Origin of the sequence: Azospirillum himalayense, assembly GCF_042657465.1 — a bacterium.
GTDB lineage: Bacteria > Pseudomonadota > Alphaproteobacteria > Azospirillales > Azospirillaceae > Azospirillum > Azospirillum himalayense.
The window spans coordinates 1-26,140 of the sequence record NZ_JBHSLC010000021.1; the positions used below are offsets into that span (position 1 = coordinate 1).

Genomic DNA, 26,140 nt, shown 5'->3' on the forward strand with positions numbered 1-26,140 from the left:
CGAGCCCCGCATCGCCCCCTCGCTGGCTGCATTCTCCACGACCGTAGAGAATCACGACAGGCCGGCAGGCAACAGACCTTTTTCCGCGTCCTGTTAGTGCAGCGACGGGCTGGGGGAATCGTCGGCATCCTCCGCCTCGATCAGCAGCTCGCCCGCGGCGATGTCTCCGGCGCATTCCTCCAGCCCGGCCTTGACGGCGATCAGGAGGTTGATGATCTCGCCGTTGTCCTGCTCCAGGATGCGCAGGCGCTCCTCCAGCTTGTCCAGACGGCGGGTGACGCTGTCGGTCAGCCGGTCGAGGCGGGCGAGAACCGGGTCGGTGTTCGTGTCGTCCATGGCGGCGGTTGGTCCGTCGATGATTCATGTGCGATCCTGAAGCTAGGACCACGCACCGCCTCTGGACAGACCCGCGCCCGGCGCAACCCGCAATTGATGGGATTATCGTCCGGATGGTGCCCGGCGAGTCCCAAAGGACTCAGGAACGGGCACGCCCGGTCGTTATTCCCCCTCCGACGTGGTGGTGCGGCGGCTCAACGGAACACCATACAATTCCAGCCTATGGCCGAGCAGTTCATAGCCCAGTTCGCGGGCTATGACTTCCTTCAGCCGTTCGAGATCTTCATTCTGGAACTCCACCACCTTTCCGGATTCGAGATCGATCAGGTGATGATGGTGCTCCGAACCGGCTTCCTCATAGCGGGCGCGACCGTCGCCGAAGTCCAGCCGGTCGATGACGTTCGCATCCTCGAACAGGCGCATCGTCCGGTAGACGGTGGCGATGGAGATGCGCGGGTCGATGGTGGACGCCCGGCGGTGAACCTCCTCCACGTCGGGGTGGTCGGCGGCCTCCGACAGCACGCGCGAGATCACGCGGCGCTGGTCGGTCATCTTCAGCCCTTTCTCGATGCAGAGCTGTTCGAGGCGCGAAGGCATGGAAGTCCCCTTGTTGTCGTCTCATTGGCGCGCGCGATCCGGCCGCTGTAGCCCCGAACGCGCGCCGGCCGCCGTCCCTCCCCGGCACGGCCACCCGAATGCCCGAGCACCATACTGTGATTCGGAACCATTCACAAACGCCGACGTTTGGTGTCGGCTTACGGAAAGGGCGTGCGCCATGATGACCCTGGACATCCACCACACCACCACCTACCGCTACGCCAACCCGGTGACCTTCGGCGACCATCGCCTGATGTTCCGGCCCCGCGACAGCCACGATCTGCGGTTGATCGAAACGGGGCTGGTGATCAGCCCGCAGCCGGCCTCCGTCCGCTGGCTCCACGATGTCTTCGGCAATTCCATCGCGGTGGCGAGCTTCGACCAGCCGGCGACGGAACTGCGCTTCGAAAGCCACATCCGGGTCGATCACTACCCGATGGGCGAGCTGGAATTCCCGATCGAGGACTACGCGCGTTCCTATCCCTTCAGCTATTCCGCGGAGGAGGTGCCGGATCTGGCGCTGACCACCCAGCGGCACTACCCGGACCCCGACCATCTGGTGGACGAATGGGCCCGGCAGTTCGTGACGCTGGGCGAGGGCGGTCCGCCCGACACGCAGGACATGCTGGTGTCGATGACCCGCGCCATCAAGGAGACCTTCACCTATCAGGCCCGTGACCTGGAGGGCACACAGAGCCCGGTGGACACCCTGACCTGGAAGAGCGGTTCCTGCCGCGATTTCGCGCTTCTGATGATGGAGGCGGTGCGCTCGCTGGGCTTCGCGGCGCGGTTCGTGTCCGGCTACCTCTACGATCCGGCGCGGGATGGGCAGGAGGGCGCGATGACCGGCGGCGGGGCGACCCACGCCTGGGTGGAGATCTACCTGCCGGGCTGCGGCTGGGTGGAGTTCGATCCGACCAACGGCATCGTCGGCGGCAAGAACCTGATCCGCGTCGCCGTCGCCCGCGACCCGTCGCAGGCGGTGCCGCTCGGCGGCTCCTGGACCGGGGCGCCGGCTGATTTCCTCGGCATGACGGTGGACGTGCAGGTCACGGCGACCGGCGGGGCGGGTGCCGGCGGCGCTCCGCAAAACCCGGCGCCGGCGGCCGGCGCCGCCTGATACGGCAACCAATTGCAAACGAACGTCTGGCAGGATGGAGGGTCCGGGGCTGCTTCGGTTCCGGACCGACCGTCCCATCCGACAGACGAGGCTGCGTCACCCCGTGCTCGATCCCGATCCGACCAGTCCCGTCCCAAGCGGCACGCCGGAAACGGAGGTCGCCCCTGTCCTGGTGGCGGCCCTGCTGGCCGTCCGTGAACCGCCCGTCGGGCCGGACGCGCCCTGCCGCACCCTGCGGGACCGGCTGGCGGCCCAACCCGGTCTGCCGGCGCTCGCCGTGACGGCGGGGGACGGGCGCGTTCTGGGGCTGGTGGACCGTCTGGCGCTGGCGGGGCTGGCCGATCCGGAGGCGCCGGCGCGGACGGCGATGGACCCGGCGCCGCTGCTGGTCGAGGCGGACTTTCCGCTGTGCGAGGTCGCACGGCGGATCATGCGGGACAAGCCCGGCGCGCTGTCCTCCGGCTTCGTCGTGCTGGAGAATGGGCGGTATCTCGGCATCGGGTCGGGGGTGGCCCTGCTGGCGCGGACGGACGAGCAGATCGTCCAGCGGACCCGCCAGCTCGACGAGGCCCGCCGCGCCGCGGAGCGCGCCAACCGGGCCAAGACCGCCTTCTTCGCCTGCATGAGCCATGAGATCCGCACCCCGCTGAACGCGATGATGGGCTTCGCCGAGCTGCTGGAGCAGGAGGTCCTGGGGCCGATCGCCAACCCGCTCTACCGCGACTACGCCCGCGACATCGCGGAAAGCGGGCGGCACCTGATGGACCTGATCAACGACCTGCTCGACCTGTCGAAGGCCGAGGCTGGGCGGCTGGAACTGGCCGAATCCGCGGTGGACGTGCTGCGGGTCGCCGTGGGCAGCGCCCGCCTGCTGTCCGACCGCGCCGCGCGGGCCGGGGTCGGCATCGATACGGACCTGCCGCCCGACCTGCCGCCGCTGCGCGCCGACGAGCGCAAGCTGCGGCAGATGCTGCTGAACCTGCTGTCCAACGCGGTGAAGTTCACGCCGCCCGACGGAGTGGTCACCCTGAACGGCCGCGTGGCGGCGGACGGGACGCTGTGTCTGTCGGTGCACGACACCGGCATCGGCATGACCGCCGACGAGCTGGAAAAGGCGCTGGAACCCTGGGGCCAGATCGACAGCGCGCTGGGCCGCAACCACATCGGCACCGGCCTCGGCCTGCCGCTGACCAAGCGGCTGGTGGAGCTTCACGGGGGGAGGCTGGACATCGACACCGCCCCCGACCGCGGCACCACCATGACGCTGGTCTTCCCGGCGGAGCGGGTGGGCGGGTAGCCTTGCCCCCACCCCGGCCCTCCCCTGCGAGAGCGGGGGAGGGCCGGGGTGGGGGCAACGGGGCCTTACGCCAGCCCCTTCTCCATCGCGCTCGCCAGACGGCGGGCGAAGGCGGCGGGGTCGGGGAGGGGTTCGCCTTCCACGATGCGCGCCTGGTCGAGCAGCAGCCACGCCGCGTCGTCCAGCGAGGTCGCCGCACCGCTCGCCTTGGCGCGCTCGGCGAGGCGCTTGATCAGCGGGTGGGCGGGGTTGACCTCCAGGATGCGCTTGGCCGCTGGGGCGTCCATGCCGAGCTGCTTGTGCTGCTTCAGCAGGCGCTCCAGATGCATGTCCATGTCGTTCTCGTCGGCGACGAGGCAGACGGCGCTGTCGGTCAGGCGCTCCGACGGGCGGACGTCCTTCACCGCGTCCTGGAGCGTCAGCTTCAGCAGAACCAGCAGGTCGGTCAGCTCGCCCTCGGAGGCCTTCTCCTCGGCCGGCTTCTCCTCGCCGCCCTGGATCTTGCCGAGGTCGGCGCCGCCGCGGGTCACCGACTTGAAGGGCTTGTCCTGGAAGCTGCCGACCGACGGCACCCAGAACTCGTCCACCGGGTCGGTCAGCAACAGCACCTCGACGCCCTTGGCCTTGAAGCCTTCGAGCTGCGGGCTGCGCTTCAGCGTCTCGATGTCGTCGCCGCTGATCGTGAAGATGGCCTCCTGGCCCTCCTTCATGCGGCCCAGATACTCCTCCAGCGAGACCAGACCGTCACCGGCGGTGCTGCGGAAGCGCATCAGCTTCAGCAGATCGTCCCGGTGCTCATAGTCGTCGTAGAGCCCTTCCTTCAGCACGGCGCCGAAGTTTTCCCAGAAGGTCGCGTACTCCTCCGCCTTCTCGGTGTCGCGGGCCTTCTTGCCCAGCTCCGAGAGGACGCGGCGGGTGATGCCGGCGCGGATCTTGGCCAGCATCGGGTTGTGCTGGAGCATCTCGCGGCTGATGTTCAGCGGCAGATCCTCGCTGTCCACCACGCCGCGCAGGAAACGCAGGTAGGGCGGCAGCAGGCCTTCCGCCGAATCGGTGATGAAGACGCGCTTGACGTACAGCTTCACCCGGTGGGCGCGCTTGGGGTCGAACAGGTCGAACGGCTTGGAGGACGGCACGAACAGCAGGTTCGTGTATTCGATGGCGCCCTCGGCCCGCCAGTGCAGGGTCAGCCACGGATCGTCGAAGGCGTGCCCGACATGGTGGTAGAACTCCGTGTACTGCTCCGCCGTGATCTCGTTCTTGGAGCGCATCCACAGGGCCGAGGCGCTGTTCAGCGGCTTGGCCTCCTCGCCCTCGCCGAAGAGGATCGGGATGGCGATGTGGTCGGAATACTTGCGGACGATGGCGGAGAGGCGGTGCTCCTCCAGATACTCGTCGTCGCCCTCGCGCAGGTGCAGCTTGATCTGCGTGCCGCGCGGCAGGTCGGCGACGTCGGAGATGGTGAACTCGCCCTTGCCGTCGGACAGCCAGCGCCAGCCCTGCGTCTCCCCGGCCTTGCGGGTCAGCACCTCCACCCGGTCGGCGACCATGAAGGCGGAGTAGAAGCCGACGCCGAACTGGCCGATCAGGTTGACGTCCTTCTTGGCGTCGCCCTCCTTTGCGCTGTCCTTCAGGTTGCGCATGAAGGCGGCGGTGCCGGAGCGCGCGATGGTGCCGAGGTTCTCGACCAGATCCTCGCGGTTCATGCCGATGCCGTTGTCGGCCACGGTGAGGGTCCGCGCCTCCTTGTCCACGACCAGCCGGACCTTCAGGTTCGGGTCGTCGGCGGACAGTTCGGGCTGCGTCAGCGCGGCGTAGCGCAGCCGGTCGCAGGCGTCGGAGGCGTTGGAGACCAGCTCGCGCAGGAAGACTTCCTTCTCGCTGTAGAGCGAGTGCGCGACGATGTCGAGCAGGCGGCTGACCTCGGCCTGGAAGCTGAGCCGTTCCTCGGTCATGGTGTCATCCTTGATCGTTCTTGTTGGTGGTGGGCTTGTTGATGGGCTTGCCGATGGGTCCGAAGGACGGCGCAGATATGTGCGAGCGCGCCGCCCCATGCAAGAGCGATCGGCTGGCGTTGCGCTGGAGTTTCGCAACCGGAGTGGGTGGGGTGGGGGAAGTATTGCCCCCACCCTGACCCTCCCCCGCTATCGCAGGGGAGGGAATGAACTCCCTCTCCTGCGAAGCGGGGGAGGGAAGGGGCCCATGCGCAGCATGGGAAGGGTGGGGGCAAGAACCTCCCCCAAGCCTCAGCGCTTCTTGCCCTGGATCGGCTCCGGCTCCGGCGCCGGCTGGCCCATGCTCATCAGCGCGCTCATGTCCGCCCCGTTCAGCAGGAACTGGCCGGTTTCGGTGACGTCGATCTTGTAGCTGCGCACGTCGTTGCCGGCGTCGTCCTTGGACGCCTGCCCGAAGGCCTGGAGCATGGCGATCACGCCCAGCGCGTTCTGGGTGCTCTCGTCGGCCTTCTTGCCCGGCTTGGGCTGCATCGCCTTGGTGGCGGCGTCCAGGCCGCGCAGCAGCACGGTGCTGCTGCCCACCGCGCCGAAGGCGGAGTTGGCGGCCATGCGCATGGCGCCGGTCATGGTGCCGGAGGTCGCCGGGGTGTTGACGACGAAGCGGTCGATGCGCAGCTCCGTCCCGACCTCCGCCATGGCGCCCATCAGCCGGTTGCCGATGGCGGTCACCGCCGCCTCGTCGGTCCCGTCGTCCGGCAGGGCGGCTTCCTCCTCGCCCTCGCCGTCCTCCTCGTCCTCCTCGCCCGCGGCGGCCTGGGCCTCGGCCAGCGCGGCGAGGTCGGCGAAGGCCCGCCACAGCGAGGCGGTCGGCAGCTTCGCGGTGCTGATCTGGATGTCCAGCTTGTCCGGCATGAAGGCCTTCGGCGCCACCTCCGGCTCCAGCGTCAGGCCGCTGGACTCGATCCCGAAGGTGGTGGAGGCCATCGGCTTGTCCAGATCCTCGGCGCTGCCGCGCAGGACGAGCTGGCCAAGGGCGAGTCGCGTGCCGTCCTCCGGGTTCAGCGCGGTCAGGCCGGACAGGCGGACGCGCCCGCTGGCCCCACCCATCAGGTTCTGCATCAGCGGGATCAGTTCCGCCGCCGGGGGCTGGGTGCCGGCCAGGGCGTGGCTCTGGGTCAGCCGCTGCATGGCGTCGGCGCGGGCGAGGTCGACGCGGGTGTAGGTGCCTTCCATCGTCAGGCCGCCGAGGTTCAGCACCTCCTTCTTCGTCTCGTCGAGGAAGCGCAGGTTGCTGACCGACAGGGCGCCGGGACCGCTCCACAGCGGGGCGCCGGCGGCGGCGGTGCCGTCCGGCTTCAGCTCTCCGGCGACGGTGATGGCGCCGACGGTCAGGGCGCTCTCGTCCTTCTTGCCCTTCTTGCCCTTGCGGTCGCTGGTGACCGACAGGTCGCCAAGCTCCGCGTCCATGGACAGCGCCGTCTCGTAGGCGCCGGACCACAGGGCGCGGATGCGCTGGCGGCCCAGCGTGACGGTGGCCGACGGCTTGCCGTTGTCGAGGATGGCGACGCGGTCGGGCAGGGTGGCGGTGACGGCGTGGGTGTTGCCGTCCTGTGGCTTCACCGTCAGGCGGATGGTGCCGATGTCGGCGGTGGTGCCGTCGTCCGACACCGCGGTCAGCGCGGGCAACGCCACCTCGTAATGATCGCCCGCCGGGGTCGCCACCGGCTCGCCGCTCCAGCGCAGCTCGGTCTCGTCGCCCTCGCTCTTGGGGAACCAGCGGGCCAGCCCATCCTTCAGCGCGGCGGCGAGCGCCCTGGCCCCGTCCTCGGTCACCGGAGGCGCCTCCGCGCGGGCGGTGGCGGGCGGCAGCGCCAGGGTTGCGAGCATCAGCGCGGCGGCGAGCGGACGGGCGGGAAGACGGCGCATGGTGTGGCGCATGAGGAATCCCTTAGGGTGGAGCGCGCCAGGGTAGACGGGATAACCGGCGCCCGTCCATCGGCCCGAGGTTTTATACCCAATCCCGGAAGAGTGCGGCCCCGGATGGTCCTTGCAGCATGGCACGGCCGCCCTGACGCTTGCATTGCCGGTCCCCAGGCCCAAAACTTACGCTTATGACCTCTGTCCTTTCTTCGTCCGGGGGCGGTCTGGGTGCGGGTGGCCGGGTGGTCGCCGTGCTGGGACCGACCAACACCGGGAAAACCCATCTCGCCATCGAGCGCATGCTCGGCCACCGGACGGGGATGATCGGCTTTCCGCTGCGCCTGCTGGCCCGCGAAAACTACGACCGCATCGTGTCGATCAAGGGCAGGAACGCCGTGGCCCTGGTGACGGGGGAGGAGAAGATCCTGCCGCCCAGCCCGTCCTACTGGGTGTGCACGGTGGAATCCATGCCGCTCGACCGGGCGGTGGACTTCCTGGCGGTGGACGAGGTGCAACTCTGCGCCGATCCGGAGCGCGGGCACATCTTCACCGACCGGCTGCTCAACGCACGCGGGCTGGTGGAGACGATGTTCCTCGGCTCCGACACCGTCCAGCCGCTGATCCGCCGGCTGGTGCCGCGGGCCGAGTTCATCAGCCGGCCGCGCTTCTCGCAGCTGACCTACGCCGGCTACCGCAAGCTGACGCGCCTGCCGCCGCGCTCCTGCGTCGTCGCCTTCTCGGCGACCGACGTCTACGCGCTGGCCGAAATGATCCGGCGCCAGCGCGGCGGCACCGCGGTGGTGCTGGGCGCGCTGTCCCCGCGCACCCGCAACGCCCAGGTCGGGCTCTATCAGGCGGGCGAAGTGGATTATCTGGTGGCGACCGACGCCATCGGCATGGGGCTGAACATGGACGTCGACCATGTCGCCTTCGCCCGCATCGTGAAGTTCGACGGCTTCGCCCCGCGCCGCCTGCGCGCGCCGGAGGTGGCGCAGATCGCCGGGCGCGCCGGGCGGCACATGCGCGACGGCACCTTCGGCACCACCGACGAGGTGGGGGAGCTGGAGGCCGACGTGGTCGACCGCGTCGAGAACCACCAGTTCGAGACGATCAAGACGCTGATGTGGCGCAACAGCAAGCTGCGCTTCGACACGCCGGGCTTCCTGCTGAAATCGCTGGAGGAGCGCCCGCCGATCCCGGAGCTGCTGCGCGCCCGCGACGCCGACGACCATCTGGCGCTCCAGGCGCTGGTCCGCGACCATGAGGTGATGGACCTCGCCAAGGGCCGCGACAACGTGCGCCTGCTGTGGGAGGTCTGCCAGGTCCCCGACTTCCGCAAGGTGCTGTCGGACGCCCACACCCGGCTGCTCGGGCAGATCTTCCGGCAGCTGCGCACCGGCATCGGGCGGCTGGACGAGGACTGGGCGGCCAAGCAGATCGCCCGGCTCGATCGCACCGAGGGCGACATCGACGCACTGGTCGCCCGCATCGCCCACATCCGCACCTGGACCTACATCTCCAACCGGCCCGCCTGGCTGACTGATCCCCTGCACTGGCAGGCGCGCACCCGCGCCATCGAGGACAAGCTGTCCGACGCGCTGCACGAGCGGCTGACGCAGCGCTTCATCGACCGCCGCTCGGCCACGCTGGCCCGCACGCTGAAGGACGGGCGGGACCTGATCGGCGGCGTGCGCGCCGACGGCGAGGTGGTGGTGGAGGGGCACCCGGTGGGCCGGCTGGAGGGCTTCCGCTTCGTCCCCGACGCCCCTGAGCGCTCGGAGGAAGCCAAGTCCCTGCTGACCGCCGCCCGCCGCGCGCTCCGCGAGGAGGTGGCGTCCCGCCTGCGCGCCTTCGAGCAGGAGCCGGACGACGTCTTCGCCCTCGGTCCGGACGGGGTGCTGACGGCGGACGGCTTGCCGGTGGCCCGGCTCGGTCCCGGCCCGTCGGTGCTGACCCCGGCGGTTCTGCCCTTCGACGAGGGGCTGCTCGACCAGGGGCAGCTCGACCGCGTGCGCGTCCGGCTGGAGCGCTGGTTGAAGGACCGCGTCGCCGCCCGGCTGCGCCCCCTGCTGGCGCTGCGCGACGCGGACGATCTGACGGGAACGGCGCGTGGGCTGGCCTTCCAGCTCGTCGAGAACATGGGGGCAATGCCCCGCGCGCCGGTCGCCCCGCTGGTCGAGGGGTTGGAGAGGGCCGACCGCAAGGCGCTGTCCCGCCACGGGGTGCGGCTCGGCGTGTCGCATCTCTACCTGACGGCGCTTGCCAAGCCGGGGGCGGTGGAGCTGCGCGGGCTGCTGTGGGCGGTGAAGCATCGCCTGCCCCTGCCCGTGCCGATCCCGCCGCCGGGCCGGGTCTCGGTGGAGGCGACCGGCGCGCCGCCCGCCTTCTGGGAGGCCATCGGCTACCCGGCGGCCGGGCCGCGGGCGTTGCGCGTGGACATGCTCGACCGGCTGGAGACCGAGCTGCTGACCGCCGCCAAGGAGGGCCGGGCGGTGGCCGAGCCGGTGCTGGCCCAGATGATCGGCGCCAAGCCGGACGAGCTGGAGGCGGTGATGAAGGGGCTTGGCTACACCCGCTCGGTGGCGGAGGATGGGGCGGTCTCCTGGCGCCGCCGCCGCAACCCGCGCCACAAGCCCCGCCGCGAGGCCCCCGTCAACGCCGACCACCCCTTCGCCAAGCTGCGCCAGCTTTCGGGAACCTGATGAACGGATACGCTATTGCCCCCACCCTGACCCTCCCCCGCTGGGCGGGGGAGGGAATGACGTTTGCGTGGTGGAAAACTCCCTCCCCCGCCCAGCGGGGGAGGGAAGGGGCCCACGGCGTCAGCCGTGGGAAGGGTGGGGGCCCCGCATGACCGACCTCGACGACGATCTCCCCGACTCCGGCTCCGACCCCACCCCGGCGGGCCGGCTGCGGATCGACAAGTGGCTGTGGTTCGCGCGCTTCTTCAAGACGCGCAGCCTCGCGGCGAAGCTGTGCAACGGCGGCGGCTTGCGGGTGTCCGGCACCGTGGTGAACAAGGCGCATTACGCGGTGAAGCCCGGCGACGTGCTGACCTTCGCGCAGGGGCGGCACATCCGCGTCATCAAGGTGATCGCGCTCGGCAGCCGGCGCGGCCCGGCGCCGGAGGCGCAGGCCCTCTACGAGGACCTCGCCCCGCCGGTGCGCGAGGAGGCGATCCAGGACCCCTACCGCGCGCCGCCGGCCCCGCGGGAGCCCGGCGCCGGACGCCCGACCAAGCGCGACCGCCGGGCGCTCGACCAGCTCTACGGAGAGGAGTAAGCCGAAACAGCCGGGAAAAGCGGCGGGCAAGCGCGGGCGGGGCCATTGCCATCCAGGGGCCGCACCCTCATCTGCGCACAATAATCCCGCAACGGCCGACTTTTCTGGAGCCCGCCGCCCTCATGCTCGAACTGTTCTCCGACCCGCAGGTCTGGGCCAGCCTCCTGACGCTCACCGCGTTGGAGATCGTGCTCGGCATCGACAACATCATCTTCATTTCGATCATGGCGGCCAAGCTGCCGGTCCACCAGCAGCAGAAGGCCCGGCAGCTCGGTCTGGCGCTGGCCCTGGTCATGCGGCTGCTGCTGCTCGCCTCCATCTCCTGGGTGGCGACCCTGACGGAACCGCTGATCACCGTGCTCGGCATGGGCTTCTCGGGCCGCGACCTGATCCTGCTCGGCGGCGGCCTGTTCCTGCTGGCCAAGGGCACCATCGAGATCCACCACACCGTGGAGGGCCATGAGGAGGGCAGCGCCGCCCCCAAGGTCGCCAGCTTCGGCGCGGTGGTCGGTCAGATCATCGTGCTGGACATCGTCTTCTCGCTGGACAGCGTGATCACCGCGGTCGGCATGTCCAACGACCTTCCGGTGATGGTCACCGCCGTCGTCATCGCCATGGCGGTGATGCTGTTCGCGGCCCGCCCGGTGGGCGATTTCGTGAACCGCCACGTCACCGTGAAGATGCTGGCCCTGTCCTTCCTGCTGCTGGTCGGCGTGGCGCTGATCGCCGACGGCTTCGGCTTCCACATCCCGAAGGGCTACCTGTACTTCGCCATCGCCTTCTCGACGCTGGTCGAGGCGCTGAACCTGATGGCCGCCGCCCGCCGCAAACGGAAGAAGGCCGAAGCGCACTGACGCTCCGGCCTCCCTGAAGACGTGCTCGACGGGCCGCCCCTTCGCGGGGGCGGCCCGTTCGCTTTCCGGCGATCAGGTCCGCATCAGACTGTCGCGGAACTCCACCTCCTCCACCAGATGCTCGTAGGCGAGCTTGAACAGGTCGCGGATCGAGACGATGCCGACCGCGCGCTTGCCCTGGGTGATCGGCAGGTGGCGGTAATGCTTCGACTGCATCAGGGTCAGCGCCTCGATGGCGTCCGCATCCGGCGGCAGGGTGTCCGGGTTGCGGGTCATGATCGCCGACACCTCGGTCTCGAAGGCGTCGATCTGGGTGGAGAGCACCTTGTTGTTCAGGTCGCGCTCGGTGACGATGCCGACGAGGTCGCCGTGGTTCACCACCAGAACGGCGCCGATGTTCTTCTCCGCCATCAGCTTCGACACGGTCAGGACGGAGGTGTCCTCCGTCACCAGGATGAGTTCCTGCGACTTCACCACGTCCGGAACCAGCTTCCGCTTCATCATTTCCCCCGTTTTGTAATTTGTTTACAAACTTAAGCGCTGCAGGGAAACAATAGCAAATATCGCAGGTGCAAAACTGCGACAGAAGACCGCACCTCGGGCGAGGTGGTCCGGATTGGGGATCGGGCGGCGCTCAGTGGCGGCGCAGGACGACGGTCAGGTTGTTGGCCGGCATCTCCACCAGCTCCGCGAGGGTGAAGCCGGCGGCGGCGCGCTCCACCGCGTCGAGGTCGCGCACGCCCCAGGCGGGATTGCGGGCCTTCAGGTCGGCGTCGAAGGCGGCGTTGCTGGGTGCGCTGTGCCGTCCGCCGCGTGTGAAGGGGCCGTAAAGCAGCAGCGGCCCGCCCATAGGCAGAAGGCGGGCGGCCCCGGCGAACAGGCCGAGCGCCGCCTCCCACGGGGCGATGTGGATCATGTTGATGCAGACCACCGCATCGGCCGCCTCGACCGGCCAGTCGGGCGCGGCGGCGTCGAGGTCCAGCGGGTCGCGCAGGTTGGGCAGCGCCGCGGCGGCGGCCCAGGAGCGGACGCTGTCGCGCAGGCCCGGGTCGGGGTCGCTCGGCTGCCACGTCACGCCGGGCAGCGCCGCGGCGAAGGCGACGGCGTGCTGGCCGGTGCCGCTCGCCACCTCCAGCACCAGGCCTTGTGGCGGCAGGACGCGGCGCAGCACCTCCAGGATCGGGGCGCGGTTGCGCTCCGTCGCGGGGGCATGGCGGCGGGAGTCCTCGGGGTGCAGCGGATCGAACATGGCGACAGGCTACCCGCGCCCGGCGCCCAGGGCAACCGCGGCGGGGCCGCGGCGCCCGGCCATCCAGGCCCCGGCGGCGAGGAGGAGCGCACCGGCCAGCACTGCCGCGGCGGCCCCCAGCAGGGCGGAATCGAAGCTGCCGGTGCGCGCCACCACCAGCCCCGCCGGCACCGGCCCGATGATCTGTCCCAGCCCGTAGACGGCGGTCAGCGCGCCGATGACGCGGGCCGACGCCCCGCCCGACAGGTGCCGGCCCAACGTGAAGGACAGGGTGACGATGCCGACGAAGGTCCCGCCGAACAGCACGGCCGACAGCAGGGCCGCCGCAGGGGACCCGGTGATCGGCAGCAGGATGCCCACCGCCTGCACGGCATGGGCGAGGATCAGCGCCCGCCAGAGGCCGAGCCGCCGCCCCGCCGCCGCCCAGAGGATGCCGGACGGCATGGCCGCCAGACCGGTGACCATCCAGGCTGCGGCGCCGAGCTGCGCCGTCTCCGGCATCGTCTTCAGGATGGCGACCAGGAAGGTGCCGGTGACGATGTAGCCGGCCCCCTCCAGGAAATAGGCCAGCGTCAGCAGGATCATCGGGGCGGAGGGACGGAGGGAGGGCGCGGGTGTGGGCCGGGCGGCGGCCATGTGGCCGGGCTCGCGCGGCGGGTCGCTCACCCACAGCCAGGACAGGATGCCGAAGCCCAGGCAGGCCAGCCCCAGCCACAGCCAGTTGCCGCGCCAGCCCAGCCGGTCGCCCATCACGGCGACGAACAGGCCGCTCGACGCGATGCCGAGGCCGACGCCGGTGTAGAGCCAGCCGGTCCAGGACTCCCGCCCGGCGCGGGCCAGCGCGTCCAGCGTCATGGCAATGCCCAGGATGAACAGGCCGGCGCTGGCCAGCCCGGAGACGAAGCGCAGCACGGCCCAGGCCGCCATACCCTCGGTGAAGCCCATGCCGGCGGTGGAGGTGACGCTGGCGATCAGCGCGGTGCGGAAGACGGCGGTGCGCGCCGCGCCCTGCGGCACCAGCCCGACGCCCAGCGCCCCAAGGAAATAGCCGAGATAGTTCAGCGAGGCGAGCAGTCCCGCGGCGTCGGTGCCCAGCCCGGTGGCCGCCTGCATCGCCGGCAGGATCGGCGTAAAGGCGAAGCGCCCCACCCCCATGGAGATGACCAGCACCAGCACGCCGCCGATCAGCACCCGGACCATGGCTTCCTCCCGCAGGTTCTTTTTTCGTGTACGCCCATCCTGGCGCGACGGAACCCTCATTTCTAATGATTTGTTTCGATGCTATGCTTCACTGAGAGTGATGGGAAGTGTGCGGATCGGGGAGGGTGTCGATGGACCTCGCGGGCCTGCGGGTGGTGAAGGCGGTGGCGGACACCGGCAGCGTCAGCCGGGCGGCGGAGACGCTGAACTGCGTCCAGTCCAACGTGACGGCGCGGCTGAAGCGGCTGGAGGAGGATCTCGGCGTGCCGCTTTTCCTGCGGCTCAGCCGCGGCATGGCCCCGACGCCGGCTGGGCGGGTGCTGGCCGATTACGCCGACCGGGTGCTGCGCCTCGTCGCCCAGGCGCGCGACGCGGTGGCCGACGCGGCGGGGCGGGGCGGGCGGCTGTCCGTCGGCACCATGGAGACCACCGCCGCGGTGCGGCTGCCGCCGATCCTCGCCCGCTTCCACGCGGAGAATCCGGATGTCGATCTGACCATCGTCCCCGGCCCCACCGAAACCATGTTGGGGGAAGTGCTGGCCGGGCGCATCGACGGCGCCTTCGTCTCCGGGGCGGTGGAGCATCCGGAACTGGTCAGCCAGCCCGTCTTCGTGGAGGAGCTGGTGCTGGTCGAACCGGCCAGCGGCATCACCAGCGAGTCCGGGCGGAACACCCTGCTGGCCTTCCGGCGCGGCTGCGCCTACCGCGCGCGGGCCGAGACGGCGATGCGCGAGGCCGGGCGGGTTCCCTACCGGGTGATGGAGTTCGGGGCGCTGGAGGCCATTCTGGGCTGCGTCGGCGCCGGTATGGGGGTCACCGTCCTGCCCCGCGTCGTGGTGGAGCGGGAGCCCTGGCGCGGCCTGTTCGCCACCCGCCCGCTGCCGCCGGAACTGGCCCGCATGCCCACCCGTTTCGTCCGGCGGGTGGATTCCATGGAGACGGTGGCCCTGCGCACCTTCCTGGAGGCGGTTGCGGAGGGGAATATGGGGGGTGGGGCTGCGTCGCTTGCGCCCACACAACCGGCGGGGTTGATCCCGTCTCGGGCGGCGTGCTAGGCAAGCGCCGCGGTCGGGCCATGGTCATCAAACTATGCCCTTCCGCGCCCACGCGCGAGCACGTCAGTCGAAGCGTCCATCGAAGCGACTCGAACCCCGGCGCGTGAACACCGCCGGAACTGGCGAGAACAGCGGAGAACGAATCATGCCCTACGTCGTGACGGAAGACTGCATCAAGTGCAAGTACACCGATTGCGTCGAGGTCTGCCCCGTGGACTGCTTCTACGAGGGCGAGAACATGCTGGTCATCCACCCGGATGAGTGCATCGACTGCGGCGTGTGCGAGCCGGAATGCCCGGCCGAGGCCATCGTGCCGGACACCGACGGCCGTGCGGAGAAGTGGATGGAGCTGAACCGCGACTACGCGGCGCAGTGGCCCAACCTGACCCGCAAGAAGGACGCGCTGCCCGACGCCGACGCCATGAAGGGCGTGGACGGCAAGTTCGACAAGTTCTTCTCTCCGAAGGCCGGCGGCTAAGCGGAGTCGGGACTATTGCGGCGCATGGCATTCTTTTGCCGCCATGCAAAAACGACAGGTCGGCCATCGGCGGGCAACGTCAGAATCCGGACGGCTGCCCGCGCGTAGCCTTTGTAACCCGGCCGTAACATCGCTATAATACGCGCCCGGAGCCGGCCTCAGCGTCATTGCCGGAATTCCCATCGACCAAGGGCTCAGTGCAACAGTGCGCGGCGTGGAGGACCCCATCCCCACGGTGTGTCGTTGTCACCGGGCCTTTTTCGCCCCCTCCACCGGGGCGGCAAAATGGCGCGATCGCGAGAAGTGAGAGCCAACCCAAATGTCGAACAAGCTTGACTTCGAGGCCGGTGACTTCGTCGTCTACCCGGCCCATGGCGTCGGTCGGGTCGAGGGAATCGAGACCCACAGCATCGCTGGCATGGATGTTCAGCTCTACGCGATCACGTTCGAAAAAGAGCGCATGACGCTCAAGGTTCCGGTCGGCAAGGCCAAGGCCGCCGGCCTGCGCCGGCTCAGCACGAAGGACCGCATCAAGGTCGCCCTGGAGACGCTGCAGGGCCGTTCGCGCGTCCGCCGCACGATGTGGAGCCGCCGCGCCCAGGAGTATGAGGCCAAGATCAACTCGGGCGACCCGGTGGCCATCGCGGAGGTCGTGCGCGACCTGTACCGCGGCGCCGACCAGTCCGACCAGTCCTACAGCGAGCGCCAGATCTATCAGGCCGCCCTGGAGCGTCTGGCCCGCGAGCTGGCCGCCGTCGAGAAGATCGACGAGACCAAGGCCACCGAGCGGCTGGAGCTGGTCCTCAAGAAGGCCGCCTGACTTTGGATGAAAACCCTCTCCCGCCCCGGGAGAGGGTGCCTGCGAAGCAGGCGGGTGAGGGCCGCACGAGGAGCGGGGTGCTTATCCTTGGTGGCACCCTCACCCTCCCACCGCTTCGCGGCGGGTCCCTCCCTCTCCCGGGACGGGAGAGGGAACTGTTTTTCAGAGTGTGATGTTGACGATGAAGGCGCGGCGCTTTGGCCGCGCCTTTGTCTTAAGTTTTCGTCTTTCGCCGGGCCTGCGCGGCGCCTACACTCCCGCCCCCGGCCTGTTCTGGGCCGGTCCGTGACCGCTGGATGGGGTGAGCGTCTCCGGCATGTCTGAAGCGCAGAAATTCATCGATCTCCGAAACCCGCGGCGCATCTGGGCCGTCGGCTCGATCCACGCGCAGACGGACCATCTCCACGCCGTGCACGAGGTGATCGCGGCGCGCTTCCTGCCCGGCGACCGGCTCGTCTATCTCGGCAACATGGTCGGCTGGGGCGAGCGGGTGCTGGAGACGGTGGACGCGCTGCTGGCCTTCCGCACCTGGCTGCTGAGCTGGCGGGGCATGGAGGCCGGCGACATCGTCTATCTGCGCGGCGCGCAGGAGGAGATGTGGCACAAGCTGCTCCAGCTCCAGTTCGCGCCCGACCCGCAGCAGGTGCTCGACTGGATGACCCGCCACGGCGCGGGGGCCACACTGGCCGCCTATGGCGGCACGGTGGAGCAGGGCATGGCGGCGGCCCGCGGCGGCACCATGACGCTCGGCCGCTGGACCCAGGGGCTGCGTCAGGCGATGCACGCGCAGCCCGGTCACGAAAATGTGTTCAACACCCTGCGCCGCGCCGCCTACTGCACCGGCCCGGAGAGCGGGGAGGGCGGCGTGCTGCTGGTCAGCGCCGGGGTGGACATCCGCCGCCCGCTCAACCACCAGGGCGACGCCTTTTGGTGGGGGGCGCCCGGTTTCGCCCAGATGTCAGAGCCTTACGGCGGTTTCGCCCGCGTCGTGCGGGGCTACGACCCGGCCCGCAAGGGCGTGGCGGTGACCGACCGCGTGGCGACCCTGGACGGCAATTGCGGGTTGGGTGGGCACCTCGTTTGTGGATGCCTGTCGCCGTCGGGTGAGATCCTGGACCTGTTCCAGGTCTGACCCATCTCCCTTTTTCCTAACCGTCTTACCCATCCCCTCGGCCTCCGCCACCGAATCCCTTCCGGTGCGGATGATCCGAAACGTCTTGTGCTGCGTATGACGTGCAACAGGGCGAGGGGAACGGCTGTTGTCCCAACCGTCGGCACTCCGAGGCGAACCGGCCATGGTGAACCGACGGACCATTGGACCTGAGGGGGCCTGTCCCTTCGGACTCCGCAGCACAGGGCACGAGCAGCCTGAAACGCGGCCGCCCAGACGGGAAGGAAGGGACGTATGGCCTACATCGACGATCCCGAGACTCAGCGCGCGAATCTGAGTTTCATCAAGGCTTCCATGCGTGAGCCTCTGCTGACGCGCGACCACGAATTCGATCTCGCCCGCAAATGGCGCGAGGGCGGTGACGAACGGGCCCTTCACGAGCTGGTCCGCGCCTACACCCGGCTGGTGGTGGCGACCGCCGCGCGCTTCCGCAACTACGGCCTGCCCATGGGCGACCTCGTGCAGGAGGGCAATGTCGGGCTTATGCAGGCGGCCAGCCGCTTCGAGCCGGACCGCGAGGTGCGCTTTTCCACCTACGCGGCTTGGTGGATCCGCTCGGCCATGCAGGACTACATCCTGCGCAACTGGTCCATCGTCCGCACCGGCACCACCGCCGCGCAGAAGTCGCTGTTCTTCAACCTGCGCCGCCTGCGCGCCCGCATCGAGAGCATCACCCAGGGCGGCACCGGCTCCGGCAACGGCCTGACCAAGGAAGGGCGGGAGTGGATCGCCGGCGAACTCCAAGTCGACGTGACCGAGGTGGAGGCGATGGAGATGCGGCTGTCCGCCTCCGACCAATCGCTCAATTCCCCGGTCGCCGACGGCTCGGATGAGGACTGGCAGGACTTCCTGGCGGACCAGCGCCCCTCGCCGGAGGAGGTGGTGATCGGCATGCGGGACAGCCGCACCCGCTCGCAATGGCTGGCCGAGGCGCTGGGCGAACTCAGCCCGCGCGAACGCACCATCATCCAGGAGCGCCGCCTGCGCGAAGAGGGCGCCACCCTGGAGGAGCTGGGCCGCGAGCTGGGGGTGAGCAAGGAGCGCGTGCGCCAGCTCGAACACCGCGCGCTCTTGAAGCTGCGCCAGTCGATGCTGAAGCGGGTGGAGGGGTTCGGGGATCTGCTGGCGGACGCGTAGCGGACCGCTTGCCCCCACCCCGGCCCTCCCCCGCTTCGCAGGGGAGGGAGTTATCCGCGAACTGGCGGCAGTCCCCTCCACTGCGAAGCGGGGGAGGGTTAGGGAGAGGGCAAGTTGCGCTGGGGCAAAGCCCGCCTACGCCTTCTCTTCCTCCCGAACCGCTCCGGCGCCATCCCCCCCACCGTTGTCGCCATCGCCATCCAGAGTGACCCGCCACACCTCGGTCGTGCCGGTGCGGCCGCGGAGCGTGCGGTCGCCGACGCAGTCCAGCGGCGCGGCCCCGTCGCCCTGGAAAGCGGTGGCGGCGCTGGACAGGACGATGACCTCCTCGTCCCCCTGCAGGGCGGAGGCCAACTCCTCGATGCGGGCGGCGACGTTCACGGTGTCGCCGACGATCGTATAGTTGATCCGGCTTGCCGACCCGATGTTGCCGACGACCACCGGTCCGGAATGCAGGCCGATGCGCACGCGGATCGGCGGCAGCCCCTCCGCCACGCGGCGGCGGTTGCCTTCGCGCACGGCGCGGGTGATGGCGTGGGCGGCGCGCAGCGCGCGGGCGGCGTGGTCCGGCTGCTCCTCCGGCGCGCCCCAGAAGGCCATGATGGCATCGCCGATGAACTTGTCCACCGTGCCGCCCTCCGCCTCGATGCAGTTGGCGAGCAGGGTGAAATGCTCGTTGAGCAGGGCGGCGGTGTCGGCGGCGCCCATATGCTCGGCCATGCGCGAGAAGCCGCGGATGTCGGTGAACATCACCGTCACCTCCCGCTCCTCCGACTGAAAACTGGTCAGGCCGCCGCGGCGGTGCATCAGCCGCAGCACCAGGGCCTTGGGCACATAGGTCTCGAACCAGCGCAGGCCGGCGACCATGGCGTTGAAGGCGCTGTTGGCGCGGGCCAGTTCGCGCAGGCGCGAATCGGGAAGCTCGGATATCTCGCGGAACTCGAAGGTTCGGACGCGGTCGGCGGCCTCGGCCAGATGGGCCACCTGGGTGCTGATGCGCCGCCCGACGATCAGCGCCACCGCCACCGAGATCAGCAGGATGCCCAGACCGGCGAGGCCGGTGGTGTAGAGGCGGCGGACCTCGGCGCTGGCCTCGTTGGCGCGGAAGCTGATGCCGATGATCCAGTCCTGCTGGCCGTAGCCGGCCATGCTGCGCATCAGGAACAGGTAATCCTCGTCCAGCACGTTGACGAGCCGGCCCTCCACCCGCTTCTTCAGGGCGTCCACCGGCTGGCCGGTCTGCCAGAGCGCCGCCAGCGCCGGGTCGGCCACCTGATCGATGCGCGGCAGGGGCGGGCCCTCGGTCTTGGTGGAGAAGTCGAACTTCATGCCGGCCAGCGACGGGTGGGCCAGCACATGCTGCCGGTCGAACAGGACGAAGGCGTTCAGCCCCTGCTCCACATAGAGCGTGGACAGGAAGCGCGACAGGTCGCCCAGCGACACCCCGACGACCACCTGCCCCAGATAGGTGCCGTTGCGCCGCACCGGCTGGAACAGGGTGACGAAGCTGGTCCCCGCCTCCTTCGACCACAGCGGGTCGGCCCAGACGGCGGTGGTGCGGTCGGCGCCGTTGCGCAGCTCCGGCCCCAGCTCCGGTTCGTGGCGCAGATCCTCCCGCCCGATGTGGAGCTGGTTGCCCAGCCGGTCGGCGCGCAGGCCGGTGCGGTCGGGATGGAAGAAGGCGATGCCCGTGACGTCCGGCGCCCCGGCCAGCGCGCCGCGCAGGGTGTCCTGGAGCGAGCGGGAATCGGCGGGGTCCAGTTCCCCCCGCTCCATCAGTCCGGCCACGAAACGGGCCATGTCCCGCGCGGGGTTGAGCTGGTTGCGGATGCGCACCTCCACCCCCGACAGGGCGAGGTCGGCACGGTCGTTCAGCAGCGTGAAGGTGTTCCGGCTGGCGCTGACCAGGCCGAGCACCAGCACGCTGGCCACCGCCAGCAGCATCAGCGACCCGAAGCCCGCCACCAGCACCGCCGCGATGGGCAGGCGCAGGCGCGGGCGTCCCAGCGCGGGTGGGCGCGTCCGGCGCGAACCACCCTTTTTGCGCATGGCCTCCTTCAGCCGGGAGACGCGCAAGCCGGTTTGCAGGAAACGCCGTTTGGTGGGGTGGTCAGCCATGGCGCGGAGCCTACAGGACGCACGCGTCCATCGGCAATCGGCCATCGCGCCGCGTCCTGCAACGGTCACCCCGCCTTCAACCGGGCGCCATCAACCGAGCGCCATCAGCCGGTGATGATCTTCACCGGGCGTCCAGGCTGGAGCGGCATGCTTGGCGGCAGGTCGTTGATGATCCGGAACAACTCCTCCGCGTAGGGTTCCCGCGGCATCTGGCGGACGAAGCTCTCGACGCTGTCGCCGGGGCGGGCGGTCTGCACGCGGATGCGCCGGGGCTGGTAGGACGCGGCCTCCTGCCGGGTCAGCCGGCGGAAGCTGACGGCGGTCTGGCGGAAATCGCCGTCGAAGCGCGACAGCGCGCCGCCGGGCGCCAGGAAGGTGAAGCGGTAGAGCGTGCCGGAGTCGGCGCGGATGGCGACCAGCCGCACGTCCACCGCCCCGGCGTCGGTCTTGCCCTGGGTCAGCGCGGTGGCCGCCGGCATGCCGTTGACGGCGAAGGATTGCAGGTCCCGCAACGGCGCCCCCTGCGCCCAGCTGCCGGTCAGATAGGCGGCCGGGTCGCGCGCCCCCGGCGCCTTGCCGCCGTCGAAGACGATGGCGCCGCCGTTGGGACCCTTGGCGATCACCTGCTGCGCCCCGTTGAGCAGGCTGTAGCCCTGCGGCACGTCGAAGGCGATGCCCAGCTGCGGGTGGGCGAAGGTCCGGCCGCGGACGAAGCCGTTCTCCGGGCTGTCGCCGTAGATGACCCCGTCCATCGCCCTCATGTAGGGATCGACGGGCCGCGCCCCGCGGGGCAGGTCGCGGGCGATGGCCGCCGCCTCGTCGACGCGCGACGCGGTCTGTGGGTGGGTGGCGAAGAAGTCGAAGCCACTCTCCCCGGCACCCTTGCCGGAACGCAAGCCGGAATATTGGGTGTCGCGGCGCATGGTCTCCAGGAAGGTCGCCATGGCGAAGGGGTCGTAGCCGGCGCGGTGCAGATACTCGATGCCCAGCCGGTCGGCCTCCGACTCCTGGCCGCGCGAGTAGCGGGCGAGCAGGGCGGTGCCGCCGATGTTGGCGATCTGCGCCAGCTCCGGGCTGCCCAGCACGAGGCCGATGCCGGCGGCGAGCAGCCCGGCGATGGTCTGGTTGGTCTGCCGTTCCTGCCCATGGTGGGCGATGACGTGGCCGATCTCGTGCCCCAGCACGCTCGCCACCTCCGCCTCGTCCTTGGCGAGCGCCAGCAGGCCTCGGGTGATGTAGACGTAGCCGCCGGGCAGGGCGAAGGCGTTGACCACGTCGCTGTCCAGGACGGTGAAGGTCCAGGGGCCGGAGCGGTCGGTCTGGGCGGCCAGCCGGTTGCCGATGCCGGTGATGTAGGCCTGCAGCCGCTGGTCGGGGTAGGCCCCGCCATACTGGGCGAGGATCTTGGGATGCTCCTGCGCGCCGATCGACTCCTCGCTGCCGCCGAGGAGCTGGGCGTCGGCCGGGGTGCAGGCCGAGGTGAGCAGCAGGACGGCCAGCCCCGCGGCGGCGATCCGGCGCAGCGGAGACGGGGAAGACGGCTTGCGTTCGGTCGTCGGTTCGGGCGTCATGAGTCGTCATATCGGAAGGGGGCTCGCAGAGATCAAACTCCCCGTCCGGCCCGCCTGTTCCACGGCTCCATCCCTACGCCCGCCATGCCGCGTCGCATTCCTTCGCTGATGCTGTCTGCCCTGCTGCTGATGGCGAACACCGCCGGGCCGCCGGAGCTGCGCGTCGCCGCGGTGACCGACGGCGCCACGCTGCTGCTGGAGGACGGGCGCAGCCTGCGTCTGGCCGGAATCGAACCCGCCGCACCGCCCATGGGGGCGGAGCCGGGCGACCACTGGCCGCTGGCCGAAGCGGCGCGGCAGGCGCTGGCGGAGCTGGCCGTCGGGCAGCGCCTGACCTTGCGGGGGGAGGCGCGGACCGACCGGCACGGGCGCCTGCTGGCCCAGGCGGTGCGCGGCGATGGGCTGTGGCTCCAGGGCGAGCTGCTGGCGCGCGGCCTCGCCCGCGTCCACACCCGGCCCGACGCCCGCGCCCTGGCCCGCGAGATGCTGGCGGCGGAGGCCGGCGCGCGGGCGGCCGAGCACGGCATCTGGCGGACCCGCGCCTACGCCGTGCGTGCCGCCGACCCGGACGCGCTGCGCCGCGACCGCGACAGCTTCCAGATCGTCGAGGGGCGGGTGCTGCGGGTGAGCAAGGCGGGCGGCGACGCCTATCTGGATTTCGGCGAGGACTGGCGGACCGACGTCACGGTGCACATCGGGCGGACCGCCTTCCCGGCCTTCGTCGCCGCCGGCATCGACCCGCTGTCCTACGAGGGCCGAGTCGTCCGGGTGCGCGGCTGGGTGGGCCTGCGCGCCGGCCCGCTGATCGAGGCGACCCACCCCGAGCAGATCGAGCGGCTGGACGGCGCCGGCCCGCCCGTCCGCGCCGCAGGGCATGACTCGACCCCGTCGCTGGATGCTGCCGCCAACGAGGACGACGAGGATGGGGAGTGAGCCAGTGGCGGAGGCCGGACCGGCGCCCTACACTCGCTGCGGACCGGCATCGGGAATGATTGGGCCGGATTCCTTGGATCGGCTACTCTGTGGGCCGGACGATCCGGCCCGGACTGACAGGACCTCTTCATGCCCCGCAGCGAGCTTTTCCCGCCCATCGACCCCTACCAGACCGGCTTCCTGCCCGTGGACGAGATCCACACGCTCTATTGGGAGCAGTCGGGAAACCCGCGTGGCGTGCCGGTGCTGTTCCTGCATGGGGGGCCGGGGGCGGGCGCCTCGCCGACGCACCGGCGTTTCTTCGATCCCGGCCATTACCGCATCGTCGTGATGGACCAGCGCGGGGCGGGGCGCTCCACCCCGCTGGGCGAGGTCCGGCGCAACACGACCGAGCTGCTGGTGGAGGACGCCGAACGGCTGCGCCGCCATCTGGGGATCGAGCGCTGGCTGCTGTTCGGCGGAAGCTGGGGATCGACGCTGGCGCTGGCCTACGGGCAGAGCCATCCGGAGCGCTGCCTTGGATTGATCCTGCGCGGCATCTTCCTGATGCGCAAAGCGGAGATCGACTGGTTCCTCTACTCCATGCGCACGATCTTCCCGGAGGCCTGGGCCACCTTCGCCGGCCACATCCCGCCGGAGGAGCGCGGCGACCTGCTGGAAGCCTACTGGCGGCGGCTCAACGCGCCGGATGCGGCGACCCGCATGGCGGCGGCGCGGGTGTGGAGCCTGTATGAGGGCTCCTGCTCCTCGCTGCTGCCCTCGCCGGAGCTGATTGCGACGAGCGCGGAGGACACCCACGCGCTGGGCCTCGCCCGCATCGAGGCGCATTACTTCCGCTCCAACCGCTTCACCCCGGAGGACAGGCTGCTGCGCGACGTGCACCGCATCCGGCATCTGCCGGGGGCGATCGTCCAGGGCCGCTACGACATCGTCTGCCCCATCACTAGCGCCGACGAGCTGCGCCGCGCCTGGCCGGAGGCCGATTACCGCGTGGTGCCCGACGCCGGCCATTCCGCCATGGAGCCGGGCATCCGCGCCGCCCTGGTCCAGGCGACGGAGCGGTTCAAGGAATACCGGTAGGGAGCACCGGTAGGGGAGGGGGCGCGCCGGCCCCCTCATACCTCTCCCGCGTTCGCTCCCCCTTGCGTTGCGGCGTGGCCGCGCGTATAACCCTGCGCTCCAACGGGCGGCGAGGCCGGGTCCGAGACCCAGGGCATGCCCAACCGTCAGTCGGGAACATCCAACGCAAGGATTGAAAATGCCCAAGCTGAAGACGAAGAGCGGCGCCAAGAAGCGCTTCAAGGTGACCGCGTCCGGTAAGGTGCGCGCCCAGGCGGCCTTCAAGCGCCACTGCCTGGAGCAGAAGAGCCCGAATATGAAGCGCAATGCGCGCGGCATGATGACCCTGGCCGAGCCGGACCAGAAGATCGTGCTGAAGAACTGGCTGCGCAACGCTTGATATCGTAAGGGAATCTGAACCATGGCTCGTGTTAAGCGCGGCGTCACCACGCACGCCCGTCACCGCAAGATCCTGAAGCTCGCCAAGGGCTACCGGGGTCGCAACTCCAAGAACTTCCGCATCGCGATCGAGAAGGTCGAAAAGGCCCTTCAATACGCGTATCGCGACCGCCGCAACAAGAAGCGCGATTTCCGCGGCCTGTGGATCCAGCGCATCAACGCCGGTGTCCGCCAGTACGGCCTGACCTACTCGCGCTTCATCAACGGCATCAAGCTGGCCGGCATCGAGATCGACCGCAAGGTCCTGTCGGATCTGGCCGCCCGTGAGCCGGAGGCCTTCAAGGCCATCGTCGATCAGGCCCAGGCCGCTCTCGCCTCCAAGGCCGCCGCCTAAAGGGTCCGCCGCGAAAAGCGGAAACCCGGTCCGGCGCCGGACACGAAAGAAGGGAGCCGTGCCTCTGGGCCGGCTCCCTTTTTCTTTACGCTCGCACTTCCTTATGGCTCGCGGGAAATGACATGCTCGATGCGCTGAAAGACGAACTCCTGTCGCAGGTCAACGCCGCTGGCGACCTCGCGGCCCTCGAAGAGGTGCGGGTCACCGCGCTCGGCAAGAAGGGGCGCATCACCGGCTTCATGAAGGAGCTGGGCGGGCTGTCGCCCGACGAACGGCGCGAGCGCGGCCAGCAGCTCAACGCGCTGAAGGACGAGATCGCCGCCGCCATCGACGGCCGCAAGGCCGACCTCGCCCGCGCCCATCTGGAGGCCCGCCTCCAGGCCGAGCGCATCGACGTCACCCTGCCGGTCCGTCCGGAGACCGAGGGGCGCATCCACCCGATCAGCCAGACCATCGACGAGATGGTGGCGATCTTCGCCGAGATGGGCTTCAGCGTCGCCGAGGGGCCGGACGTCGAGGACGACTTCCACAACTTCACCGCCCTGAACTTCCCGCCGGGCCACCCCGCCCGCGACATGCACGACACCTTCTATCTCCCCGATGCGGGCGACAAGAAGATGCTGCTGCGCACCCACACCAGCCCGGTGCAGGTCCGCACCATGCTGAACAAGAAGCCGCCGATCCGCATCATCGCGCCGGGCCGCACCTACCGGTCCGACTACGACATGACCCACACCCCGATGTTCCACCAGATCGAGGGGCTGGTCATCGACGAGGCGACCCACATGGGCCACCTCAAGGGCTGCCTGATCGAGTTCTGCCGCGCCTTCTTCGACGTGGACGACCTGCCGCTGCGCTTCCGCCCCAGCTTCTTCCCCTTCACCGAACCGTCGGCGGAGGTGGACATCGGCTGCTCCCGCAAGGGCGGCGAGCTGAAGCTCGGCAACTACGGCGACTGGCTGGAGATCCTGGGCTGCGGCATGGTGCACCCCAACGTGCTGGAAGCCTGCGGCATCGACAGCACCAGGTACCAGGGCTTCGCCTTCGGCATGGGGATCGAGCGCGTGGCGATGCTGAAATACGGCATCCCCGACCTTCGCACCTTCTTCGAAGCCGACCTCCGCTGGCTGAAGCATTACGGCTTCGTGCCGCTCGACGTTCCCAGCATGGCCCAGGGCCTGACGCGCTAAAGGAG

24 protein-coding genes are annotated in these 26,140 nt (G+C 69.9%); 15 read left to right on the top strand and 9 right to left on the bottom strand.

Going from position 1 to position 26,140, the window contains the following annotated elements:
* Nucleotides 1–93 precede the first annotated feature (93 nt).
* A complete protein-coding gene (locus ACFPMG_RS11865) occupies nucleotides 94–336 on the bottom strand; it encodes a hypothetical protein (protein WP_376995339.1) in 243 nt (80 codons plus the stop codon).
* Nucleotides 337–498: 162 nt separating this feature from the next.
* Nucleotides 499–933: a Fur family transcriptional regulator gene (locus ACFPMG_RS11870; RefSeq protein WP_038525613.1), complete on the bottom strand. Its 435-nt coding sequence runs from the start codon at nucleotides 931–933 to the stop codon at nucleotides 499–501.
* Nucleotides 934–1,111: 178 nt separating this feature from the next.
* Here ACFPMG_RS11870 and ACFPMG_RS11875 point away from each other — a divergent pair, with 178 nt between their 5' ends.
* Both ACFPMG_RS11875 and ACFPMG_RS11880 read left to right on the top strand, forming a co-directional pair.
* On the top strand, nucleotides 1,112–2,053 hold the full coding sequence (locus tag ACFPMG_RS11875; RefSeq protein WP_376995340.1) for a transglutaminase family protein: 942 nt from the start codon (nucleotides 1,112–1,114) through the stop codon (nucleotides 2,051–2,053).
* A 103-nt stretch (nucleotides 2,054–2,156) separates the two neighbouring features.
* Nucleotides 2,157–3,350, top strand: coding sequence for a sensor histidine kinase (locus ACFPMG_RS11880; protein ID WP_376995341.1), 1,194 nt, complete (start codon nucleotides 2,157–2,159; stop codon nucleotides 3,348–3,350).
* Between the two features lie 65 nt (nucleotides 3,351–3,415).
* Here ACFPMG_RS11880 and htpG read toward each other — a convergent pair whose 3' ends face one another.
* Both htpG and ACFPMG_RS11890 read right to left on the bottom strand, forming a co-directional pair.
* Nucleotides 3,416–5,305, bottom strand: a complete 1,890-nt coding sequence (gene htpG, locus ACFPMG_RS11885) for a molecular chaperone HtpG (protein ID WP_376995342.1) — start codon at nucleotides 5,303–5,305, stop codon at nucleotides 3,416–3,418.
* 291 nt (nucleotides 5,306–5,596) lie between these two features.
* Nucleotides 5,597–7,243 carry a hypothetical protein gene (locus ACFPMG_RS11890; protein ID WP_376995343.1) on the bottom strand — a complete coding sequence of 549 codons (1,647 nt, stop codon included), beginning with the start codon at nucleotides 7,241–7,243 and terminating at the stop codon, nucleotides 5,597–5,599.
* Nucleotides 7,244–7,416: 173 nt separating this feature from the next.
* Between ACFPMG_RS11890 and ACFPMG_RS11895 the strand changes: the two genes are divergently transcribed.
* From ACFPMG_RS11895 to ACFPMG_RS11905, 3 genes are all read left to right on the top strand, one after another.
* Nucleotides 7,417–9,927: a helicase-related protein gene (locus tag ACFPMG_RS11895; RefSeq protein WP_376995345.1), complete on the top strand. Its 2,511-nt coding sequence runs from the start codon at nucleotides 7,417–7,419 to the stop codon at nucleotides 9,925–9,927.
* A 148-nt stretch (nucleotides 9,928–10,075) separates the two neighbouring features.
* Complete coding sequence (locus ACFPMG_RS11900; protein ID WP_376995346.1) at nucleotides 10,076–10,507, top strand: RNA-binding S4 domain-containing protein; 432 nt, start codon at nucleotides 10,076–10,078, stop codon at nucleotides 10,505–10,507.
* Nucleotides 10,508–10,629: 122 nt separating this feature from the next.
* Nucleotides 10,630–11,361, top strand: a complete 732-nt coding sequence (locus ACFPMG_RS11905) for a TerC family protein (RefSeq protein WP_376995347.1) — start codon at nucleotides 10,630–10,632, stop codon at nucleotides 11,359–11,361.
* A gap of 72 nt (nucleotides 11,362–11,433) precedes the next feature.
* Here ACFPMG_RS11905 and ACFPMG_RS11910 read toward each other — a convergent pair whose 3' ends face one another.
* The 3 genes from ACFPMG_RS11910 to ACFPMG_RS11920 all read right to left on the bottom strand — a co-directional run bounded on the left by ACFPMG_RS11910 (nucleotide 11,434) and on the right by ACFPMG_RS11920 (nucleotide 13,810).
* Nucleotides 11,434–11,865: a CBS domain-containing protein gene (locus ACFPMG_RS11910; protein ID WP_103039917.1), complete on the bottom strand. Its 432-nt coding sequence runs from the start codon at nucleotides 11,863–11,865 to the stop codon at nucleotides 11,434–11,436.
* Between the two features lie 130 nt (nucleotides 11,866–11,995).
* Nucleotides 11,996–12,610 carry a DUF938 domain-containing protein gene (locus ACFPMG_RS11915; protein WP_376995348.1) on the bottom strand — a complete coding sequence of 205 codons (615 nt, stop codon included), beginning with the start codon at nucleotides 12,608–12,610 and terminating at the stop codon, nucleotides 11,996–11,998.
* A 9-nt stretch (nucleotides 12,611–12,619) separates the two neighbouring features.
* Entirely contained in the window at nucleotides 12,620–13,810 is a 1,191-nt protein-coding gene (locus ACFPMG_RS11920) for a YbfB/YjiJ family MFS transporter (RefSeq protein WP_376995349.1), read from the bottom strand.
* A 131-nt stretch (nucleotides 13,811–13,941) separates the two neighbouring features.
* Between ACFPMG_RS11920 and ACFPMG_RS11925 the strand changes: the two genes are divergently transcribed.
* From ACFPMG_RS11925 to ACFPMG_RS11945, 5 genes are all read left to right on the top strand, one after another.
* The gene (locus tag ACFPMG_RS11925) at nucleotides 13,942–14,865 is read left to right on the top strand and encodes a LysR family transcriptional regulator (RefSeq protein ID WP_376995350.1); all 924 of its coding nucleotides are present in this window, start codon (nucleotides 13,942–13,944) and stop codon (nucleotides 14,863–14,865) included.
* Nucleotides 14,866–15,010: 145 nt separating this feature from the next.
* The gene (gene fdxA, locus ACFPMG_RS11930; RefSeq protein ID WP_014238741.1) at nucleotides 15,011–15,343 is read left to right on the top strand and encodes a ferredoxin FdxA; all 333 of its coding nucleotides are present in this window, start codon (nucleotides 15,011–15,013) and stop codon (nucleotides 15,341–15,343) included.
* 319 nt (nucleotides 15,344–15,662) lie between these two features.
* Entirely contained in the window at nucleotides 15,663–16,163 is a 501-nt protein-coding gene (locus tag ACFPMG_RS11935) for a CarD family transcriptional regulator (protein WP_014238739.1), read from the top strand.
* A 316-nt stretch (nucleotides 16,164–16,479) separates the two neighbouring features.
* Entirely contained in the window at nucleotides 16,480–17,295 is an 816-nt protein-coding gene (locus ACFPMG_RS11940) for a hypothetical protein (protein ID WP_014238738.1), read from the top strand.
* Between the two features lie 273 nt (nucleotides 17,296–17,568).
* The gene (locus ACFPMG_RS11945) at nucleotides 17,569–18,471 is read left to right on the top strand and encodes an RNA polymerase factor sigma-32 (protein ID WP_376995351.1); all 903 of its coding nucleotides are present in this window, start codon (nucleotides 17,569–17,571) and stop codon (nucleotides 18,469–18,471) included.
* Nucleotides 18,472–18,606: 135 nt separating this feature from the next.
* Here ACFPMG_RS11945 and ACFPMG_RS11950 read toward each other — a convergent pair whose 3' ends face one another.
* On the bottom strand, nucleotides 18,607–20,589 hold the full coding sequence (locus ACFPMG_RS11950; RefSeq protein WP_376995352.1) for an adenylate/guanylate cyclase domain-containing protein: 1,983 nt from the start codon (nucleotides 20,587–20,589) through the stop codon (nucleotides 18,607–18,609).
* Nucleotides 20,590–20,693: 104 nt separating this feature from the next.
* Nucleotides 20,694–22,160, bottom strand: coding sequence for a M48 family metalloprotease (locus tag ACFPMG_RS11955; RefSeq protein WP_376995353.1), 1,467 nt, complete (start codon nucleotides 22,158–22,160; stop codon nucleotides 20,694–20,696).
* Nucleotides 22,161–22,268: 108 nt separating this feature from the next.
* On the opposite strand from ACFPMG_RS11955, the gene ACFPMG_RS11960 reads away from it, so the two are divergent.
* From ACFPMG_RS11960 to pheS, 5 genes are all read left to right on the top strand, one after another.
* Entirely contained in the window at nucleotides 22,269–23,093 is an 825-nt protein-coding gene (locus ACFPMG_RS11960) for a thermonuclease family protein (protein WP_376995354.1), read from the top strand.
* Between the two features lie 129 nt (nucleotides 23,094–23,222).
* Complete coding sequence (pip, locus tag ACFPMG_RS11965) at nucleotides 23,223–24,173, top strand: prolyl aminopeptidase (RefSeq protein ID WP_376995355.1); 951 nt, start codon at nucleotides 23,223–23,225, stop codon at nucleotides 24,171–24,173.
* Between the two features lie 178 nt (nucleotides 24,174–24,351).
* Nucleotides 24,352–24,552: a 50S ribosomal protein L35 gene (gene rpmI, locus ACFPMG_RS11970; RefSeq protein WP_014238730.1), complete on the top strand. Its 201-nt coding sequence runs from the start codon at nucleotides 24,352–24,354 to the stop codon at nucleotides 24,550–24,552.
* A gap of 21 nt (nucleotides 24,553–24,573) precedes the next feature.
* Nucleotides 24,574–24,945, top strand: coding sequence for a 50S ribosomal protein L20 (gene rplT / locus ACFPMG_RS11975; protein ID WP_014238729.1), 372 nt, complete (start codon nucleotides 24,574–24,576; stop codon nucleotides 24,943–24,945).
* A 122-nt stretch (nucleotides 24,946–25,067) separates the two neighbouring features.
* Entirely contained in the window at nucleotides 25,068–26,135 is a 1,068-nt protein-coding gene (gene pheS / locus ACFPMG_RS11980; RefSeq protein WP_109072671.1) for a phenylalanine--tRNA ligase subunit alpha, read from the top strand.
* The last annotated feature ends 5 nt before the right edge of the window (nucleotides 26,136–26,140 follow it).

Bases quoted from the DNA above. Each gene is read 5' to 3' on its own strand.
- ACFPMG_RS11865 (WP_376995339.1), bottom strand. From the start codon at position 336: ATGGACGACACGAACACCGACCCGGTTCTCGCCCGCCTCGACCGGCTG.
- ACFPMG_RS11870 (WP_038525613.1), bottom strand. From the start codon at position 933: ATGCCTTCGCGCCTCGAACAGCTCTGCATCGAGAAAGGGCTGAAGATG.
- ACFPMG_RS11875 (WP_376995340.1), top strand. From the start codon at position 1,112: ATGATGACCCTGGACATCCACCACACCACCACCTACCGCTACGCCAAC.
- htpG (WP_376995342.1), bottom strand. From the start codon at position 5,305: ATGACCGAGGAACGGCTCAGCTTCCAGGCCGAGGTCAGCCGCCTGCTC.
- ACFPMG_RS11890 (WP_376995343.1), bottom strand. From the start codon at position 7,243: ATGCGCCACACCATGCGCCGTCTTCCCGCCCGTCCGCTCGCCGCCGCG.
- ACFPMG_RS11895 (WP_376995345.1), top strand. From the start codon at position 7,417: ATGACCTCTGTCCTTTCTTCGTCCGGGGGCGGTCTGGGTGCGGGTGGC.
- ACFPMG_RS11900 (WP_376995346.1), top strand. From the start codon at position 10,076: ATGACCGACCTCGACGACGATCTCCCCGACTCCGGCTCCGACCCCACC.
- ACFPMG_RS11905 (WP_376995347.1), top strand. From the start codon at position 10,630: ATGCTCGAACTGTTCTCCGACCCGCAGGTCTGGGCCAGCCTCCTGACG.
- ACFPMG_RS11910 (WP_103039917.1), bottom strand. From the start codon at position 11,865: ATGATGAAGCGGAAGCTGGTTCCGGACGTGGTGAAGTCGCAGGAACTC.
- ACFPMG_RS11915 (WP_376995348.1), bottom strand. From the start codon at position 12,610: ATGTTCGATCCGCTGCACCCCGAGGACTCCCGCCGCCATGCCCCCGCG.
- ACFPMG_RS11920 (WP_376995349.1), bottom strand. From the start codon at position 13,810: ATGGTCCGGGTGCTGATCGGCGGCGTGCTGGTGCTGGTCATCTCCATG.
- ACFPMG_RS11925 (WP_376995350.1), top strand. From the start codon at position 13,942: ATGGACCTCGCGGGCCTGCGGGTGGTGAAGGCGGTGGCGGACACCGGC.
- fdxA (WP_014238741.1), top strand. From the start codon at position 15,011: ATGCCCTACGTCGTGACGGAAGACTGCATCAAGTGCAAGTACACCGAT.
- ACFPMG_RS11935 (WP_014238739.1), top strand. From the start codon at position 15,663: ATGTCGAACAAGCTTGACTTCGAGGCCGGTGACTTCGTCGTCTACCCG.
- ACFPMG_RS11940 (WP_014238738.1), top strand. From the start codon at position 16,480: ATGTCTGAAGCGCAGAAATTCATCGATCTCCGAAACCCGCGGCGCATC.
- ACFPMG_RS11945 (WP_376995351.1), top strand. From the start codon at position 17,569: ATGGCCTACATCGACGATCCCGAGACTCAGCGCGCGAATCTGAGTTTC.
- ACFPMG_RS11950 (WP_376995352.1), bottom strand. From the start codon at position 20,589: ATGGCTGACCACCCCACCAAACGGCGTTTCCTGCAAACCGGCTTGCGC.
- ACFPMG_RS11955 (WP_376995353.1), bottom strand. From the start codon at position 22,160: ATGACGCCCGAACCGACGACCGAACGCAAGCCGTCTTCCCCGTCTCCG.
- ACFPMG_RS11960 (WP_376995354.1), top strand. From the start codon at position 22,269: ATGCTGTCTGCCCTGCTGCTGATGGCGAACACCGCCGGGCCGCCGGAG.
- pip (WP_376995355.1), top strand. From the start codon at position 23,223: ATGCCCCGCAGCGAGCTTTTCCCGCCCATCGACCCCTACCAGACCGGC.
- rpmI (WP_014238730.1), top strand. From the start codon at position 24,352: ATGCCCAAGCTGAAGACGAAGAGCGGCGCCAAGAAGCGCTTCAAGGTG.
- rplT (WP_014238729.1), top strand. From the start codon at position 24,574: ATGGCTCGTGTTAAGCGCGGCGTCACCACGCACGCCCGTCACCGCAAG.
- pheS (WP_109072671.1), top strand. From the start codon at position 25,068: ATGCTCGATGCGCTGAAAGACGAACTCCTGTCGCAGGTCAACGCCGCT.